Annotated in this window: 15 protein-coding genes; 10 read left to right on the top strand and 5 right to left on the bottom strand. The window is 71.0% G+C overall.

What is annotated here, in order from left to right; all coding sequences use genetic code 11:
* The first annotated feature begins 1 nt into the window (after position 1).
* Complete coding sequence (locus tag KGD87_RS25660; RefSeq protein ID WP_284663305.1) at positions 2–988, top strand: extracellular catalytic domain type 1 short-chain-length polyhydroxyalkanoate depolymerase; 987 nt, start codon at positions 2–4, stop codon at positions 986–988.
* A gap of 12 nt (positions 989–1,000) precedes the next feature.
* Here the strand turns inward: KGD87_RS25660 and KGD87_RS25655 are convergent, their stop codons facing one another.
* Positions 1,001–1,954, bottom strand: coding sequence for an MBL fold metallo-hydrolase (locus KGD87_RS25655; protein WP_284663303.1), 954 nt, complete (start codon positions 1,952–1,954; stop codon positions 1,001–1,003).
* 90 nt (positions 1,955–2,044) lie between these two features.
* Here KGD87_RS25655 and KGD87_RS25650 point away from each other — a divergent pair, with 90 nt between their 5' ends.
* From KGD87_RS25650 to KGD87_RS25640, 3 genes are all read left to right on the top strand, one after another.
* The gene (locus KGD87_RS25650; protein WP_284663301.1) at positions 2,045–2,929 is read left to right on the top strand and encodes a LysR family transcriptional regulator; all 885 of its coding nucleotides are present in this window, start codon (positions 2,045–2,047) and stop codon (positions 2,927–2,929) included.
* A 94-nt stretch (positions 2,930–3,023) separates the two neighbouring features.
* Entirely contained in the window at positions 3,024–4,700 is a 1,677-nt protein-coding gene (locus tag KGD87_RS25645; protein ID WP_284663299.1) for an isovaleryl-CoA dehydrogenase, read from the top strand.
* 14 nt (positions 4,701–4,714) lie between these two features.
* Positions 4,715–5,536, top strand: coding sequence for an SDR family oxidoreductase (locus tag KGD87_RS25640; RefSeq protein WP_140796131.1), 822 nt, complete (start codon positions 4,715–4,717; stop codon positions 5,534–5,536).
* A 61-nt stretch (positions 5,537–5,597) separates the two neighbouring features.
* On the opposite strand, the gene KGD87_RS25635 is transcribed toward KGD87_RS25640, so the two are convergent.
* Positions 5,598–6,791 carry a hypothetical protein gene (locus tag KGD87_RS25635; protein ID WP_284663296.1) on the bottom strand — a complete coding sequence of 398 codons (1,194 nt, stop codon included), beginning with the start codon at positions 6,789–6,791 and terminating at the stop codon, positions 5,598–5,600.
* 2 nt (positions 6,792–6,793) lie between these two features.
* Positions 6,794–9,460, bottom strand: a complete 2,667-nt coding sequence (locus KGD87_RS25630; RefSeq protein ID WP_284663294.1) for a TonB-dependent receptor domain-containing protein — start codon at positions 9,458–9,460, stop codon at positions 6,794–6,796.
* A 382-nt stretch (positions 9,461–9,842) separates the two neighbouring features.
* Here KGD87_RS25630 and mltA point away from each other — a divergent pair, with 382 nt between their 5' ends.
* The 4 genes from mltA to KGD87_RS25610 all read left to right on the top strand — a co-directional run bounded on the left by mltA (position 9,843) and on the right by KGD87_RS25610 (position 14,531).
* Positions 9,843–11,078, top strand: a complete 1,236-nt coding sequence (gene mltA, locus KGD87_RS25625; RefSeq protein WP_284663293.1) for a murein transglycosylase A — start codon at positions 9,843–9,845, stop codon at positions 11,076–11,078.
* A 312-nt stretch (positions 11,079–11,390) separates the two neighbouring features.
* On the top strand, positions 11,391–12,470 hold the full coding sequence (locus KGD87_RS25620) for a 2-oxoglutarate and iron-dependent oxygenase domain-containing protein (RefSeq protein ID WP_284663291.1): 1,080 nt from the start codon (positions 11,391–11,393) through the stop codon (positions 12,468–12,470).
* A 58-nt stretch (positions 12,471–12,528) separates the two neighbouring features.
* On the top strand, positions 12,529–12,879 hold the full coding sequence (locus tag KGD87_RS25615) for a DUF2845 domain-containing protein (protein WP_284663290.1): 351 nt from the start codon (positions 12,529–12,531) through the stop codon (positions 12,877–12,879).
* A gap of 74 nt (positions 12,880–12,953) precedes the next feature.
* Positions 12,954–14,531: an MSCRAMM family protein gene (locus tag KGD87_RS25610; protein WP_284663289.1), complete on the top strand. Its 1,578-nt coding sequence runs from the start codon at positions 12,954–12,956 to the stop codon at positions 14,529–14,531.
* Here the strand turns inward: KGD87_RS25610 and KGD87_RS25605 are convergent, their stop codons facing one another.
* Positions 14,532–15,851 carry a DsbA family protein gene (locus KGD87_RS25605; protein WP_284663288.1) on the bottom strand — a complete coding sequence of 440 codons (1,320 nt, stop codon included), beginning with the start codon at positions 15,849–15,851 and terminating at the stop codon, positions 14,532–14,534.
* Positions 15,852–16,124: 273 nt separating this feature from the next.
* Between KGD87_RS25605 and KGD87_RS25600 the strand changes: the two genes are divergently transcribed.
* Positions 16,125–16,781: a hypothetical protein gene (locus KGD87_RS25600; protein ID WP_284663286.1), complete on the top strand. Its 657-nt coding sequence runs from the start codon at positions 16,125–16,127 to the stop codon at positions 16,779–16,781.
* Positions 16,782–16,850: 69 nt separating this feature from the next.
* Positions 16,851–17,072: a hypothetical protein gene (locus tag KGD87_RS25595; protein WP_240358715.1), complete on the top strand. Its 222-nt coding sequence runs from the start codon at positions 16,851–16,853 to the stop codon at positions 17,070–17,072.
* Positions 17,073–17,082: 10 nt separating this feature from the next.
* On the opposite strand, the gene KGD87_RS25590 is transcribed toward KGD87_RS25595, so the two are convergent.
* Complete coding sequence (locus tag KGD87_RS25590; RefSeq protein WP_284663285.1) at positions 17,083–17,676, bottom strand: CDP-alcohol phosphatidyltransferase family protein; 594 nt, start codon at positions 17,674–17,676, stop codon at positions 17,083–17,085.
* Between the last annotated feature and the right edge of the window lie 114 nt (positions 17,677–17,790).

Genomic DNA, 17,790 nt, shown 5'->3' with positions numbered 1-17,790 from the left:
AATGAAGCGGAACGTTGTCATGTGCTCGCGCACGTGGTTGTTGCTGCTCGCCGTCCTCACGCTCACCGCCGCCGCGCCCGCGCGCGCCGGCACCTGGGTCCATGGCATTGAAGGGACGCGTGGCTTCCAACTCTGGGTGCCCACGGGCTACCAGGCGGACACGCCGCTGCCCCTGGTGGTGGCGCTGCACGGCTGCTTCCAGAACCCGAGCCAGTTCGCCGGCCTCTCGCGCCTCAACGAGAAGGCGGACGCCGAGAAGTTCCTGGTGCTGTACCCGAACCAGGCGACGTTCGCGAACCCCACGCAGTGTTGGAACTTCATGCTGGTGCTCAACCAGACGCGAGGCCACGGGGAGCCCGCGCTCGTCGTGGACATGGTGGCGCAGGTGCGGCGGCACTACGCGGTGGACGCGCGCCGCATCTACGTGGGCGGCGTCAGCTCCGGCGCGGTGCTCACGGGCACGCTGCTGGCCTGCTACTCGGACGTGTTCGCCGCGGGGATGATTGGCGCGGGGGCCATGTACAAGGCGGCCACCACGATTTCGGGCACGGGCTTCGCGATGCTCTTCGGCAGCATCTACCACCCGGATGACCGGGGCCGGGACGCGTGGGTGTGCTCGGGCCGCCCGCGCCACACGGTGCCGGTGCTCGTGGTGCACGGGACGAAGGACAGCGTGGTCGACATCGTCAACGGCCGGCAGGCGACGCGGCAGTTCCTGCAGACCAGTGACTACGGCGATGACGGCGTGGCCAACGACAGCATCCGTCCGGTGGCCACGCAGGTGACGCGCGCGAGTGTGCCCGGCGGGCGCGCGTACACCGTGGAGGACTACGTCTACGGCGGCGCGCTGGTGGCGCGGCACATCGAAATCCAGGGGATGGACCACGCCTGGCCCGGCGGGGATTCGCGCTATCCCTTCGCCGACCCGTCCGGGCCGGACGGCACCCACCTCATGTGGGACTTCTTCCGGCGGCACACCCGGAACTGAGGCGCCCGCGCGTCAGTGCTGGTGGCCCAGGCGCACCTCGACCTCGGGGTGTGCCTGGGTGAACGCGCGCAGCCGCTTGAAGCTCGCCGTCGCCCCGTCCGCGTCGTTGTTGAACGAGCCGGGCTCCACGTCGTGCTCCCAACCCCAGCGGGTGTGGCTGATGTCCCCCGCGAGCAGCACCGGGCCCTTCGTGGAGCGCACCAGGTACGCGGTGGTGCCGGGCGTGTGGCCCGGCAGCCAGAGCGCCCACACGGAGCCGTCCCCGAAGATGTCCACCGCGCCGTCGAACAGGCCGGCGTCCTCCCGCGCGTAGGTCCACTCCGACAGCGGCGGCTTGCCGGTCAGGGCGCGGTCGACGTTGGCCTGGACGACGAGGTTCATGAGGGCGCGCTCGGAGGCCTCGCCCGGCCCGGAGTAGACGGGCGTGCCCGCGGGCACGTCCGCCATGCCGGTGACGTGGTCCGGGTGCAGGTGCGTGAGGAACACGCCGGCCAGCGGCTGTCGCTGCTTCGCCAGCCACTCGCCCAGCGGCGCGTGCACCTTCATCTTCTCCATGTTCATGGCGCTGGCGATGAGCCCGCGCATGGCGGCCTTCTCTGGCGCGTCCCGCATCGCCGTCTCCACGCCCGTGTCGACGATGAAGAGCCCCTTCTCCGGGTGGCGGAGGGCGTGGAAGAAGACCTGCACGGGCTCCGCGCCGTCCTTCAGTCCGGCGTCCCGCGCGGTGGGGTGGGCCAGGTTGATGAGGCCGCCGCGCTCCACCTCCCAGTCGCAGGAGACGACCGTCTCCAGCTCCACCGGGCCGGGCTGCGTCAGCAGCGGCAGCAGCTCCGAGGAGGGCCGCGCCTTGCCGAGCGCGGAGGGCTGGACGCCGTGTGAAGTGGTGGCGCAGCCCACGAAGCCGGTGACGGCGAGGGCGCCGCCGAGCGCGGCGGCGAGGGAGAGGACAATGGAACGGGTCCGCATGGGTGCAAGCTCCGGCACGTCGAGACAGGGGCAAGGTAGCGATGCGAGAATGGATGGAAAATAGCGATTCAAGCATGAGGTCATGCATTCATGGATATCTCCTGGGATGATGCACGGCTGTTCCTCGCCATCGCGGAGACGGGCAGCTTCAGCGGGGCGGCGCGGCAGCTCCGTATCGGTCAGCCCACGGTGAGCCGGCGGCTGGCGGCGCTGGAGTACACAGTGGGCGCCTCCCTGTTCCGCCGAGGTGTGGACGGCGCGGTGCTGACGGCGGCGGGCGAGCGGCTGGTGGGGCCCGCGAAGAAGATGGCGGAGTGGGCGGGAGAGCTGCACCGCGCGGCGGAGTCGTCGGACATGTCGCCTCGGGGGCTGGTGCGGGTGACGGCGGCGCCATACATGTGCTTCGACTTCCTCGCGCCCTTCTCGGGGGCGGTGGCGAAGAAGCACCCGGGGCTGCGGTTGGAGGTGCTCTCCGGGACTCAGTACCTGGACCTGGGGCGCGGCGAGGCGGACCTCGCGCTGCGGGCCCGGTATCCGCCGAACGTGGACTTGACGCGCGTGTACTCGCTGACGCTCCGCAACGCCGTCTTCGTAGCGAAGTCGCTCAAGGTGAAGCTGCCCCAGCGGCCCACGCTTCAGCAGATTCCGTGGGTGGCGTGGGCGCCGCCGTTTGATGCGACGCCGCCCAATCCCCAACTGGAGTCCCTCATCCCCGGCTTCTCGCCCGTGTTCACCGCGGACAACTACCTGGTGATGCTGGCGGCGGCCGAGGCGGGCGTGGGGGCCATGGTGCTGGGCGACCTGCGGCACCGCTTCGTGCGAGAGCGGAGCCTCGTGCCGCTCGACCTGGACCTGGGACCCTACGCCACCAGCGAGCTGCACCTGGTGTGCGCGAAGTCCGCGCTCGACATCCCGCGGGTGCGGAAGGTCTCGGAGTTGCTGGTCTCGGAGCTGGAGCAGGCGAAGAAGCGGTGACACGCCGCCGCCGCCCCTCGGGTTGCGGTGGCCCGCCGCGCGTGTTCACGGTAATCCATGGGCACCGGGCACCGTCCCCAGGAGGACCTTCACCATGACTGAACGCAACGCCATTGCCGCCGGTTTCCTCACGCACGAAGTCACGAACCAGCCTCCGCCGCTCGAGTACGACGCGTGGACGACGGACACCGTGCTCCGCGAGGTGGTGGCCCGCGAGGGCGGCGGCTGGGCGGAGGCCGACCTGGCGAAGTACGGCCCCGTGGTGGGCGGAGAGATGCAGCAGTTGGCGTTCCTCGCCAACGAGAACAAGCCCCGGTTCCGGCCCTTCGACCGCTATGGCAACCGCCGCGACGAGGTGGAGTTCCATCCCGCGTATCACCGGCTGATGGAGCTGGGCATGGCCCACGGCGTGTCGGGCTTCGCCTGGCGCAACGAGGACAAGCCCGGCGCCCACGTGGCGCGCATGGCCCTCTTCTATCTGCACAACCAGGCGGACAACGGGACGAGCTGTCCGCTCACGATGACGTACGCGTCGGTGCCCGCGCTGCGCCACCAGCCGGAGGTGGCGCTGGAGTGGCTGCCGCGCGTGAGCTCGGCGTCCTACGACGGCCGCTTCATCCCCGCCGCGCGAAAGTCGGGCGCCACCATTGGCATGGGCATGACGGAGAAGCAGGGCGGCTCCGACGTGCGCACCAACACCACCAAGGCGCACCGCCTGGGTGAAGGCCGCGGGCCCGGTCAGCCCTACGCGCTGGTGGGGCACAAGTGGTTCTTCTCCGCGCCCATGAGCGACGCGTTCCTGGTGCTGGCGCACGCGGAGGGCGGCCTGTCGTGCTTCCTGATGCCGCGCTTCACGCCGGACGGCGCGCTCAACGCCATCCGCGTCCAGCGGCTGAAGGACAAGCTGGGCGACTGGAGCAATGCCAGCTCGGAGGTGGAGCTGCACGGGGCCTCCGCGGTGATGGTGGGCGCGGAGGGCCGCGGCGTCCCCACCATCCTGGAGATGGTCGCGCTGACGCGGCAGGACTGCATGATTGGCTCCAGCGGGCAGATGCGGCAGGCGCTGGTGCAGGCCCTCCACCACACGCGGCACCGCGTCGCCTTTGGCAAGCGGCTCATCGACCAGCCGCTGATGCGCAACGTGCTGGCGGACCTGGCGCTGGAGCTGGAGGCCCATGTCGCGCTCACCGGGCGCGTCTCCCGCGCGGTGGACGCCACGCCTCGGGATGAGCAGGAGGCCGCGTTCTGCCGCATCGCCACGGCGGTGGGGAAGTACTGGGTGTGCAAGCGCACGCCGCCCTTCGTCAACGAGGCGCAGGAGTGCCTGGGCGGCGCGGGCTACGTGGAGGAGACGAACCTGCCGCGCCTGTACCGGCAGGCGCCGCTCAACTCCATCTGGGAGGGCAGCGGCAACATCCAGTGCCTGGACGTGCTGCGCGCGGCGTCGCGCGAGCCGGCCAGCCGGGAGGCCCTCTTCGCCGAGCTCCTGGCCGCGCAGGGCGGGCACGCCGCGTACGACGAGGCCACCGCGCGGCTGGGCAAGGAGCTGGCCAACACGGACTCGATGGAGGCGCGCTCGCGCTCCATCGTGGAGGGGCTGGCGCTGGCGCTCCAGGCGTCGCTGCTGATTCGCGCGGGCAACACCGCCGTGTCGGATGCCTTCTGCGAGTCCCGCCTGGGCGGGGCGCATGGACAGACGTTCGGCACGCTCCCAGCCCACGCGCCCATGCAGATGCTCATCGAGCGCGCCTTCCCCGAGGGCGCGGCGTGATAGGAAGACATCCCATGTCCAATCTCCAGGGAAAGACGCTGTTCATCTCCGGTGCCAGCCGTGGCATCGGCAAGGCCATTGCCCTCCGCGCTGCCCGGGATGGCGCCAACATCATCATCGCCGCCAAGACGACGGAGCCGCACCCCAAGCTCCCCGGCACCATCTACACGGCGGCGGAGGAAATCGAGAAGGCGGGTGGCAAGGCGCTGCCCTGCGTCGTGGACATCCGCGACGAGCAGCAGATCGCCGCCGCCGTGGCCAAGGCGGTGGAGACCTTCGGCGGCATCGACATCCTGGTGAACAACGCCAGCGCCATCAGCCTCACGGGCACGCTCGAGACGCCGATGAAGCGCTTTGACCTGATGCACGGCATCAACACGCGTGGCACGTATGCGTGCTCGCAGGCGTGCATCCCGTACCTGAAGAAGGCCAGCAACCCGCACATCCTCAACAACTCGCCGCCGCTCAACATGGAGGCGCGCTGGTTCGCGCCCCACGTCGCGTACACCATGGCGAAGTTCGGCATGAGCATGTGCGTGCTGGGCATGGCGGAGGAGCTGCGCTCGGACGGCATCGCGGTGAACGCCATCTGGCCGCGCACCGTCATCGCCACCGCGGCGGTGCAGAACCTGCTGGGCGGGGATGAGACCATCCGCGGCTGCCGGACGCCGGAAATCATGGCGGACGCGGCCTACGCCATCCTCACCAAGCCGAGCCGCGAGTTCACCGGCAACTTCTGCATCGACGAGGAGGTCCTCCGCGGCGTGGGCGTGACGGACTTCGACAAGTACCAGCTGGTGCCCGGGGCGGAGCTGCTCCCCGACTACTTCATCTGAGGCATGCTCACGGCCCTTGTCAGGGGCGCCGCGTGCGCCGAGGGGATGTCCCCGTGCGGTGTCAGGGCGCGCTGAAGAGGGAGACCTCTCGCAGCGTGCTGATGCTCTGCTTGAAGGGAGGCGGCCCCCCGTCGGGACGCGGCTTCCCGAACCACACGCGCACCTCGCGGACCTCGGGCACGTCCACCGGCAGCTCCAGTCGCACATAGAGCTCCTGGCTGCCCGAGTCCGAGTTCGTCTCGTCCAGGTAGGGACCTGAGGTCGGGTCGGGAAGCACGGGGCTCGTGCTCAGGAGCTGCCAGTCCTTCCCGTCCACCGAGCCCTCCACGTGCAGCACCTGCCCGGGAGGGCCCACCACCCCGGCACCTCGGATGACGACCTGCTGGGGCCGCACCGGCCGCGGCAGGATGAGCGTGAGCTCCGTGGCCAGTGCTTGGGGCGGCCCCGGGGCGTTGACGGCTTCGAGCCGGCCATCCGTGAAGGGGCAGGGGCTCACGACGTTCCGGCCTCCGCGGCAGTCCGCGCCCCGGCTGATGGGCACGCGTCCTTCGAAGGGCAGCCGGAAGGGCGGCGCGTCGTGGACGGCGAAGTAAGGAAGTGACGTGTGGACCCAGACGCGCGTGCCCGAGGAGAACGCCTGGACGTGCGCGTGTCCGTCCGTGAAGTCCTCGAGGAGTTCCGGGCCCAGCCAGGGCGCCTCCTGCTCGCCGGTCCGGATGAGCCACGCGCGTCCCGTGGGGCCGCGCGCCTCCACGAAGTAGCGGGGCTCCGGGATGTCCGCCACCTGCGGCATGTCATCCCACGCCAGCATGACGCCGCCCGGAGCCTCGGTGGCTCGCACGTTGCTGTTCCACTGGCGCAGGGGCGGCGCGTCCGAGTCCCGGTTGAGCTCCATGGCAATCAGGTCCCTGCCACCGTCCGCGCGCGGCGGCAGCACGAGCTGGAAGGCATTGGGGGCCGCCCAAGGGATGGGACGCACAATCTCGTCCGCGCCGGTCTCCCTCGCGGTGAGGCGGTGGAGGAAGAGGCCGGCCGCGTCGGGAGTCACCTCGGCCCAGGGCTCGAAGCGCACGCGGGGCGGCGTGTTCGGCGGGACGGGGACGGGCCGTGGGCGGGTGAGGAGGAGCGGCCCTCCGCGCCAGGGCGAGCCATCCGCTTCCTGCGCGGTGCCGGAGAGGAACACGGGGTCATCCGGCTCCATCGCGCACGCGAGGAGCGACAGGCACAGGGGGAGCAGGGGCGTGAGGCGAAGCATGGTCAGAAGGTCCCCTTCGCGCCCAGGGTGGGCAGGATGACGGGCACGCCGACGGTGCTGACGCGCAGCTTGTCGATGGCGCCCGTGGAGGCCTCCTCGAAGCCGTACTTGCGGCTGATGACCTCACTGCGCGCGGTGACGTTGAAGACGTCCAGGTAGATGTCGAGCACGAAGGTGTCGAAGGCCCAGCTATGGGAGGCGCGCACGTCCAGCCGGAAGAAGGGCGGCAGGCGCCCCACGGCGTCGCGGCTCACGGGCCGCCACTCCGGCGTGCCGTCCTCCGTGGTCCCCGGCTGCATGGTGCGGTAGCCGAACTGGCCGCTCTCCGGACGGCCGGTGTTGAAGTGCGCCACCGCGCCCACGGTGACGAAGGGGAAGCGGTAGCTGAGCGCGGCCTTGAGCGTGTGGGCCTGCTCGAAGGCGTAGGGCAGGTAGCCTTCGGCCTGGCCCACTTCCTCGCCGTTGGGGCCCACGCGCGCGTAGCGTTCGAAGCGCTGGCTCTGGTTGAAGCCGTAGGTGGCCCAGCCGAACCAGTTGCGTCCCAGGGGCCGGCGCACCATCAGCTCCACGCCGTAGGTGCGGCCACGTCCCTGGAGGTCGTCCGCTTCCAGGCCACGTCGACGCAGGTTGCTCAGGACGTCCTCGAAGTTGAACTCGAGCGTGCGCAGCAGCGGGTTGAAGTAGGCCTCCGCGAGGATTTCCAGCTCCGGGCTCGGGCGCCACTCCGCGCCCGCGGAGAGCTGCATCGCGCGTTGCAGCCCCCGGTCCAGCGCGAGCATCTCCCCGGCGGGCACCGGCAGCAACACGGTGGCGGGCTGGTGGTAGAGGCCCCCGCCCGCCTTGAGGGTGAGGGTGTCCGTGAGCGCATGGCGCACCGCGAGCCGGGGCTCCACCGCGAGCATTGTGGGGCTCCCGAAGCCGTGGTAGCTGTCCACCCGCACGCCGGGCACCAGCGTCCAGCGCGCGGAGGGTTTCAGCGTGAGCTGCGCGCCCACGCCCGCGAAGGTGGCCAGGAGGTCGGGCCGGTTGTACGCGTCCGGGCCCTCCACGGGGCCGACGGGCCGGAAGATGCCGACGGCCACCACGTCCGCGCTGCGCCGTTCGAGCTGTCCGAAGAGCTCCAGCCGCGCGGCGTCCGACAGCTCGCGCGTGAAGCCCGCGCGCAGCGCCACGTTGCCCTGCCGCAGGATGTATTCGCCGTCGTACTTGCCGTCGTCGGCGAAGTCGATGCCCAGCTTGTCGTAGCCGAGCGTCAGGCCGAGCTCGGCCTCGCCGCCCGCGAAGGGGTGACGGCCGCGCACGTCCAACCGGTGGAACAGCAGCCCCACGCCGCCGGAGTCCTGATTGGGCGCGCGCGCCGACAGGCCCACCGCGTCCGAGCTTCCCAGCGCGAGCATCCGGAGCTGGCCCTGTCCCACGCGCTGGTCCACGCGGGCCTGGTAGTCCCAGTAGTCCGCGTACATCTTCGGGTCGCCGCCGCTGGTGAGCTGCCCGCCGTTGGATGACGTGTACGAGGACGGCGCGGTGAGGGCGTTGGCCACGCGTGTGACGATGAGGCCCGTGTAGCTGATGCGCGCGGCGGCGGCGACCACGGTGCCCGTGTCCTTCAGCGGCACCTCGAGAAAGACGCCGCTGTGGATGAGGTCCAGGTAGGCGCTGCCGTGGATGCCGTCCTCGCGAGGACGGCTGATGTGCGCGTCCACCGCGCCGCCCAGCAGGCTGCCGTAGCGCGCGGAGGGCACGCCGACCTGGAAGTCGAGCGTCTCGATGAAGTCGGGATGCACCACCGCGCCGCCCACCAGGAGGTGGTACAGGAAGGGCACGCGCACGCCGTCCACGTAGAAGGCGCTGGCGGCGGGCTGCACGCCGCGCACCACGGGGTAGGAGAGGCCGGAGGCCAGCGTCGTCACGCCGGGCATCAGCATCACCACGCGGAAGGGGTCGCCCATGGTGCCGGGGACCTCGCGCAGCTCCTGGTCATGCAGGGTGATGCGGGAGACCTCGGTGCGGGGCCGGTCGCCGCGCACCACCGTCTCGTAGGGATTCAGCGCGAGCGGCTCCAGGCCGTAGAGGACCTCCAGGCGCTGGTCGGCTTCCAGAATCTCCTTCAAGTAGAGGAGCCGGTGTCCGGGCGAGGTGATGTGCAGCGTGTGCTCGCCGGGCGGGAGCGCGAGCTCGAAGTGGCCCCGCGGGTCGGCCTCCGTGACGTGCTCGCCGCTGCGCACGATGGCTCCGGGGAGCGGCTTGCGTGAGCCCTTCGCCCGGATGTGGCCGGTGAGCACGGCGGCGCGGATGGCGGGCTCGAAGTGGTAGGTGAAGGGCAGGCGCACCGCGACGGGCGTGTCCCCCGCCATGGCCGGGTGGAAGCGCAGGCCCGTGGCCGCATGCAGCGCGGCGCGGATGAGCTCGGGCGGAGCGTCGTCTCGCGCGACACGCACGGCCGTGACGTCACCTGCTTCGTCGAGCGTGAGCTCCAGCTCCACCACCACGGAGTGGGTGAGCGGAAAGCCTTCGGGCAGCCTCGCCGGCGAGTTCTCCAGCAGCCTGGGCGGAACGGGTGGGGCGTTCGTGGCTGGCGCTTCGCTGGAGGCCGGAGGCGCCTCGTCAAGGTGGGCGGACGCGTGGGATTGCGCCACCGGCGACATCGCGAGCAGGGCTGATATTGCCAAGCCAACGCCTTGCATGCGGTGCCCCGGACGCGCCCAGTCCCTCCGCGGCCGACGCGAGACCTGGGCTGGCACTCCTGGACTGGATGACCCATCCATCTGGCCTGCTCCGACGCACTGATGCCGGGGGCGTGCTCCATGCGCGCCGCGGGGCTGCTCACACCTTGGGACATCGTGTCATACGCGCCGAGCCCTGGAACCGGGTCGTACAGGGCGGCAAAGACGCTCGAATGCGGGGTTTTGATCAACCTTTTGAGAGGGATATGGCGGGTTGGTGCCTCGGGCCGTGGCGCCTTCCCGGTAGGAGCGCCTGCCGGCTCGCCCGTCCCGGCGCGCGCAGTCTCCATTCGCGCACCGGGGCAGGTGCGATAGGTAGGGGAGCCACATGGACCTGCGGCACCTCCGAATCCTCCTGCTGTCGGCGCTGGGGCTCCTCGCCTCGGCCTGTCCGAGCCCCACCCGCGCCCCCGTCACCAGGCCCGAGGACGCGCTCCTCGGGCTGTCCCGGAAGATGGAGCCCCGGGACGATGGTGACGTCGCGTCCCTGCGGACCGCCGTCGCGGAGAGCCTCGTGTGGCTGCGGAGCCGTCCGTCCGACCACCGCTTCATCTACGGCGCGCGGCAGGTCTCCCTCGCCGAGCTGCGGACCGCCCTGGAGCGCCTGCACGCGCGGCTTCGCGAGGACCTCACGCCGGAGGCGCTGTGGGCCCTGGTCCTGGAGGACTTCGAGCCGATGGAGGCCGCCGGAGGCGAGGACGGCCAGGTGCTCTTCACCGGCTACTACGAGCCCACCATCGAGGCGAGCCTGACGCGCACGGACGTGTACAACGTGCCCATCCACGGGCCTCCGTCCGACTTGATTGAAGTCCCGCTGGAGCCCTTCGCGGAGCGCTTCAAGTCAGAGCGAGTCTTCGGCCGGCTCGACGGGCGGAAGGTGGTGCCGTACTGGTCTCGCGGGGACATCCGTGGGGGGCGGCTCAGCGGACGGAAGCTGGAGCTGGCGTGGGCCAGGGACCCGGTGGCGCTCTTCTTCCTGGAGGTGCAGGGCAGCGGCTCACTGCTGTTGCCAGATGGGAGCCGGCGCCGCATCGGCTACGCCGCGTCGAATGGGAAGCCGTACCGCAGCATCGGCTCGCTGCTCATCCAGGAGGGCGCCATCCCCAAGGAGGCGATGTCGATGCAGGCGCTGCGCGCGTGGCTGGCCGCGAATCCTCAGCAGTGCCACCGGGTGCTCGACCACAACGAGTCCTACGTGTTCTTCCGCTTCCTCAACACCGCGTCGGTGGGCTCGCTCGGGCGGCCGGTGACGGCGGGGCGCTCCATCGCGACGGACGCGCGGCTGTTCCCCAAGGGCGGCCTGGCCTTCATCCACACCGAGCGTCCCGTGCGCATGGCGGATGGCTCCGTGCAGTGGAAGCCGCTGTCGCGCTTCGTGCTCAACCAGGACACGGGCGGGGCCATCCGGGGCGCGGGGCGGGTGGACGTCTTCTGGGGCGCGGGCCCGCGGGCGGAGCTGGCGGCGGGGATGATGAAGCAGAAGGGCCGGCTGCTCTTCCTCGTCCCCCGGCCCGGCCGCGCCGCGCCCCTGGTGGCCCCGGTGCCCGTCACGCCCCCGAAGTGAGGTGCACCGGCGTGGCGTTGGCGCGGCCCTGAATATCTTGAAGGCGCCCGCGTCGGTGATGCCGCGCGCCATGTTCTCTCCGACGGTACGGACCTCGCCGGTAGACAGTGGGCCTTCCCTGCACGGGGGCAGGGAGGCGAGCAGGGGCTTTCGGCCCGCCACCGGGAGACGCAGGTGGCACGCATGCGCCCAAACCGGGCAGTATGGCACCCGTCTCCCTTGTCACGGGTGGCCTGTGCACACCCTGCCCGGCGCGGATGCCGGTGTGGCGCCGTGGGGAGAAGACACGAGGCACCTGGGATGAGCAGCGACGTGGTGGAAACGAAAGACGGAGTGGTTCTTCTCGACTATGCGCAGCTCGCGGCGGGCGCGGACCTGAGCGCCGCCATCGAGCGCGCCTACGGGCATGACGGCATTGGCCTGCTCGTCGTCCGGGGCATTCCCGGGCTGGCCGAGCTGCGCGACAACCTGCTGCCCCTGGGCTTTCGCTTCGCCGCGCTGCCCACCGAGGTGAAGGACCGCTACGTCCACCCGCGCAGCAGCTACTCGTTCGGCTGGAGTCACGGGAAGGAGCTGCTGCGTCCCGGCCAGTTCGACGAGTTCAAGGGCTCGTACTACAACAACCCCCAGTACGACGTGCCGCACACCGACGCGGCGCTCATCGAGAAGCACCCGGAGAACTACCACCCCAACGTGTGGCCGGAGGCGGACTTCCCGGAGCTGCGGCCCGCCTTCATGGCGCTGGGCCAGCGGATGGTGGACGTGGGCGTGCTGGTCGCCGAGCAGTGCGACCAGTACGTGCAGGCGAAGCTGGGCAGCCGCCTGTCACCGGACGCGGCGCTGGCGCGGACGATTCGCGATTCGCGCGCGTGCAAGGCGCGGCTGCTCTACTACTTCGCCATCAACGAGGACGCGACGCCGCGCACGCGGGACTCGTGGTGCGGCTGGCACAGCGACCACGGCTCGCTCACGGCGCTCTGCCCGGCCATGTACTTCGAGGCCGAGCCCGGCGCGAAGGAGCCGGCGCGCAAGGACATCCCGGTGCCGGACCCGGAGGCGGGCCTGTACGTGCGCACGCGGTCCGGCGAGGAGCGCAAGGTCGTCATCCCCAAGGACAGCCTGGCCTTCCAGATTGGCGAGAGCTCCCAGATTGTCACCGGCGGGCTGCTGCGGTCCACGCCGCACGCGGTGCAGGCGCTGGCCCATCCGGCCAGCCGCAACATCTCCCGCGCCACCTTCGCGGTGTTCATGCAGCCGGACAATGACATGCACCTGCGCCCGCCGGAGGGCGTGGACCCCGCCGAGCAGAAGGTGGGCGCCTTCCAGCCCGGCATGACGTTCGGCGACTTCGCCAAGGCGACGTTCGCGAAGTTCTACAACCCCTACGCGTAGCGTGCTCCGCCCCCGCGGATATCCTGCGCCGTTGACCTGAGTGGAGAGGAGACAACCCATGCGTGCTCTCGGATTGGCCGTCGTACTTTCAATGGCGGGGATGCCGGTGGCGGCGGAGGCGGCCTCGCTCCGCTGTGGCCAGACGCTGGTGGCGGATGGGGCGCTCAAGCCCGAGGTGCTCGCCAAGTGCGGGGAGCCGGCGGCGAAGAACTTCCGCACGGTGACGGACTCGGCGGGTTCGGTGACGCCGGACAGGAATACGGGGGGCGTCACGACGGAGCGGCGGACCGTCACCCGGGAGTACGAGGAGTGGACCTACAACTTCGGGCCTCGCCGCTTCATGCAGGTGGTGACGTTCGAGAACGGCCGCCTCATCGACGTGCAGAGCGCGGGCTACGGCGGCGAGTAGCCGGGCCGGGATGGGCCGCCCGGACGGAGAGTGATAGCCTCCGGGTTCCACTTCTGGCGCCGGGGGGCCGTCCGATGATGCACGGGTTTCGCTGGGGCCTTGGCCTGAGTGCCATGGCGGCGGTGCTCGGGTGCCTGGGCCTGTGGCGTGCGGAGCAGGTGGCGCAGCCGGTGCTCGTGGAGGTGTCCTTCCCGGCGTTCGCGCAGCTCCCCTCGCTGCCGCCGCTCCCGCTGCCGCCGCCGACGATGGATGCTCCGGCGGATTCGATTCGGGTTCGGGTCGTCTCCGGGAGCAGCGGTGCGCCGCTGGCGGGCGCCCGGGTGTCGCTCATCCGTGGACTGTTCATGGCCGTGACGGGCGACACGGTGCCCGACGAGACGACGCTGACGGACGCCTCGGGCGTGGCCTTCTTCGAGGCGCCCGGCGCGGGGGTGATGACCGTATGCGCGCGAGGGGGCGGGCACTCCGAGTCCTGTGAGCGGGATGTGGGGGTGGTCTCAGGGGGCTCGCTCTCCGTTGCGCTGAAGCTGCCACCCGGGGCCGTCGTGGAGGGGCAGGTCCTCCAGCATGACGGGACGCCGGCGGCGGGCGTCCGGCTGGTCGCGCCCGGGGACAACCTGCTCGCGGAGATGACGCCTACCGGGTCCGCGACGGATGCGCAGGGCCGCTACAGGCTGGATGGCGTGGCGCCGGGCTTTGTCCACCTGAGGCTCTTCGCGCCCCAGGGGCGGGCGCTCGACCGGGACCCCGGGGCGGCGATGACCGCTGGCGAGGTGCGGCGATTCGACATCCAGCTCGGGGCGTTCGTCCCCGTCACCGTCAAGCCGGTGATGGGCCGCAAGCGTGGGGCGGAGTCGGTGGAGTCCGTTCATGTGAATGTCCGGCTCGAACTCCAGCAGGATGGCACCTTCACGGGCATCGCCGAGTCGGGCCGCCACTCTGTCTCCATGTGGGGCCGCCGGGACGGGCGGGAGGTGGCGGCACGGAAGGACGTGACGCTGGCGCCCGGTGCTCCGGCGGTCATCGTGTTCCCCTTCTCCGAGCTCAAGAGCGCAGGGAGGGTGTTGCCGTGGTTCTCCAGCGACCCTGGCGTGTTCGAGGTCTCCGGCCGCGTCTTCCTTTCGGACGGCACGCCGGTGAAGGGGGCCTGGATTGGGGCGCAGAAGCCCGGTCCACGCGGGCGGCGGTGTGGCAACTCGCCCGATGACCACGCGCACGTCCGCTTCGATGGCCCTGAATTCGTGGTGACGCCCCGGGTGGGAGCAGGGCGAATCTTCGCGTGGCTGCCGGATGGCCGCGCGGGCAGTGCCGCCGTCCGGGGCAGGGAGGGGGAGCGCGTGTCCGTGGACATCCACCTGGAGGAGACGGGCGCCGTCGCCGCGGTGATGGATTTCGGAGACGGCCACCTCTGGGGCAGCCGGCAGGAAATCACCGTGGACGGCCGTTGGGTCGGTGCGTCGCACTACACGCTGTGGGATGGCAGCATCTTCGTGCCGGGGCTGAAGCCGGGCAGACACGTGCTGAACACCTCCAACGGGAGCGTGGCGTTCAACGTCAACGCCCGCGAGGTGACGAACCTGGGCGTGTTGAGACGGCCGCCGGAGCCTGAGGCCGCGCGCTCTGATTCAGAGGTCGCGGCCTCGGCGCCGTGACTACCGCGCCGCCTTCCGCAGCTCGTCGTCGATGATGGCGCGGAAGTGCTCCACCGGACGGGCGCCCGTCACCTGACGGCCGTTGATGAAGAAGGTGGGCGTGCCGGTGGCACCCACGCGCATGGCCTGGGCGACGTCCGCGGACACGTGCGCGTCATGCTTGCGCGAGTCCAGCGCAGCGTTGAAGCGGCCCACGTCCAGCCCCACCTGCCGCGCGTAGCCCTCCAGCGACGCCCGGTCCAGCTGGCGCTGGTTGGCGAAGAGCACGTCGTGGAACTCCCAGAACCGGCCCTGCGCGTGCGCCTCCATGGCTGCCTCCGCCGCCAGCTTCGCGTTCGCGTGCTGCGTCAGGGGCTGGTGCTTGAAGGCCACGCGCAGCTTGCCGGGATACGCGGCCTCCAGCGCCTTCATCGTCGGCACCACGCGGGCGCAGAACGGGCACTCGAAGTCCGAGAAGGCCACCACCGTCACCGGCGCGTCGGCCGGGCCCCGGGACGGCGCGGCGCCCACGTCCACCTGCTGGATGGCCGGCTCCTCGGGCATCATCTGCTGCGTGGGTTGGCTGTCCTTCCCGGCGGAGATGGTGCGTGCGTACACCTCCACCGGCCGCACGCCCGTCCGCACCAGGGCCTCCGCCTTGCTCAGCTCCTCGTCCATCACACCCGTGAAGACCTCCAGCGGCTGGGCCCCGCTGATGAAGCGGCCATTCACGTAGAAGGCCGGCGTGCCGGTGGCGCCCAACTGCATCGCCAGCGCTTCGTCCTGGCGGATGCGCTCCGCCAGCCGCGGGTCGGCGCGGTCCTGGTTCCAGCGCGAGACGTTCAGGCCCACCTTCATGGCGTAGCGCTCCAGGTCGGCCTCGCTCAACGCGCGCGGGTTCGCGAAGAGCGCCTCATGCATCTCCCAGAACCTGCCCTGCTCACCCGCCGCCAGCGCCGCCAGCGCCGCCGGCCGGGCGCGCGGGTGGTTGGCCAGCGGGTGGTGCTTCATCACCACGCGCAGCTTGCGGCCATAGCGCTCCTGGAGCTGCTTCACCGTACCGTTCGCGCGCGAGCAGAACGGGCACTCGTAGTCGGAGAACTCCACCAGCGTGATGAGCGCGTCCTCCGCGCCCGCTGTCGGCGAGTCATTCACCGGCACCTTGTAGACGGTGGGCGAAATCGGCGCACGGGGCCGCGCGCCGGGGGCGGGCGCCTTCGCCGCGACGTTGGCCGCATGGGCCGTTCCCGTGGCCAGCTCCGTGGGACGCGCCACGCGCCCCCCCGCGAAACCCAACGCCAGACCGATACTCAGGCTCACCCAGACAGACGACTTGGACATGGTGTTCTCCAGGAAAAGACACACCCGTGGCGCCGCGGTCCGCCGCGTGACACCACCGGACCAGGCTTGCTCAGGCCCGGCGCCCAAGGAGTGACGCGAGGCCATTCGGAGTTTCAGCGCCGCCTTGAAGAACTTCCGCGCCGCTGACGGTCCCCATGGGAGCAGGCAGGGCCCCGCCAGGTGGGTGGCGCTCCAAGCGCATCCCGGCCAGGCCGGTGGTTGTCCGTCACCCGGCAGGCCCCACCTTTGAAGCAGGAAGGAGGTCAGGGCCTCATGCTGCGCAAAGCAAGCGGGTGGGTGTTGGGCCTCGCGGGGCTGTCGATGCTGCTCTGTGGCGACGCGGCGACCGCGCAAGACACACAGCAGGAGCCCGCGCGGACGGAGCAGGCGCCAACAGGGCAGTCCCTGACTTCGACGGACGCCGCGGCGCTCCAGCGCGAAGTGAATCAGCTTCGCGCCGAGCTGTTGCAGCTCCGCCAGGAGGTGACGCAGCTGCGCGGGCAAGTCGCGGGCACGGGCGGCGCGGGCCTCCCTCCAGGCGCGAGGGTGGTGAGTCCTCAACGGGACACGGCCGCCCAGCAGGACACCGGCGCGCAGCCAGGCACGGGAGGCACCGGTTCCGCGGGCGTCGTCAGCGACGTGCCGCCCGCGGGCGCGGACGTGCCATCGCCTCCCGGTACGGCCGTGGTGGATGCCGTCTACACCGGCGTGGTGCGCGCCGTGGGCGACACGGAGGTGGCCATCGCCGTTGGGGAGGGTCCGCCGCTGACGCTGCGCGTGGACCCCCAGACGCGGGTGTTCCGGGACGGGCGCAACATCGCCTTGCGGAAGCTCGAGCCCGGCGAACAGGTCCGCGCGGTGGTGAACCTGATGGATGAAGAGCGGACGATGGAGATTTCCGTGCTCCCGTCCAATCCGCCCCGGAAGTGAGGTGCCAGGCCCATCCACGCCGCGTCAGTCGCACGCCCGATGCTCGTCCCCGAGGCGGAGGTTCCCATCATGTCTGCTTACGACCGTTACCGTGCACTCCTGAACAAGCTGCGGCTCGCCCGCGCCCGGCACCCTGAAGGCGATTCGCCCGAGGAGGACGGGCTGCTCGACGACATGGATGACGTCTGGATGGAGATGAGCGAGGGCGAACGCTCCGCCATCGCCACCGAAAGGGCCCGGGTGCTGGGCCTCCCCGAAGCCCAGCCCGCGGACTCGGCGGCGCAGCCCTGACGCCGCGGCCCTACTTGCGCACCGGCGGCAGCGAGGAGCCCGCGCCGCCGGACTCCGGCTTCATCCGCCGCGGGCCGGCGTCCCGCTCCCGCGCCTTCAGCACCGCGTGGGAGTAGTCCACCACCGAGGCGAACGACAGCACGCCGATGAGCGCGACCAGGGGCACCACCGCGGGTGGAAACAGCAGCACGCACAGCAGCGTCACCAACTGCAAGGAAGTGACGGCCTTGCCCAGCATCCGCGCCTTCAGCTCGACGGAGCGCAACCCGGGCGCCAGGCGGGCGACGAAGAAGCCCACGGTGGTGCCGACGTCGCGCAGCACCAGCAGCAGCACCGCCACCCCGCTGATGAGCCCGTCCAGGTAGCAGACGAGGAGGGCTGTCATCATGAAGGCGCGGTCGGCCACCGGGTCGATGAGCGCGCCCAGCCGCGTGGCGAGCCCCCTGTGCCGGGCAATCCACCCATCCAGGAAGTCCGTGAAGGCGGCCAGCACCACCAGCCCCGCGCGAACCCAGGCATCCGGGACGAGGATGAAGGCCACCGCCAGGGGCAGCCGGGTCAGCGACAAGGTGTTGAGCAGCGCGAGGCTCGCCTGACGGCGCATACGACTCAAGGTAGTGCTCGGTCCCCGCCGCGCACGTTCCGGGGGCGGCGAGCGTTCAGCGGTAGACCCACCCCCGGGAACACAGGGCAGGCAGGGAGCGGCCGGATTCGAGCG

The sequence above is a fragment of the Myxococcus sp. SDU36 genome (assembly GCF_030168875.1).
GTDB lineage: Bacteria > Myxococcota > Myxococcia > Myxococcales > Myxococcaceae > Myxococcus > Myxococcus vastator.
This window is presented reverse-complemented; position numbering and strand designations above follow the sequence as displayed.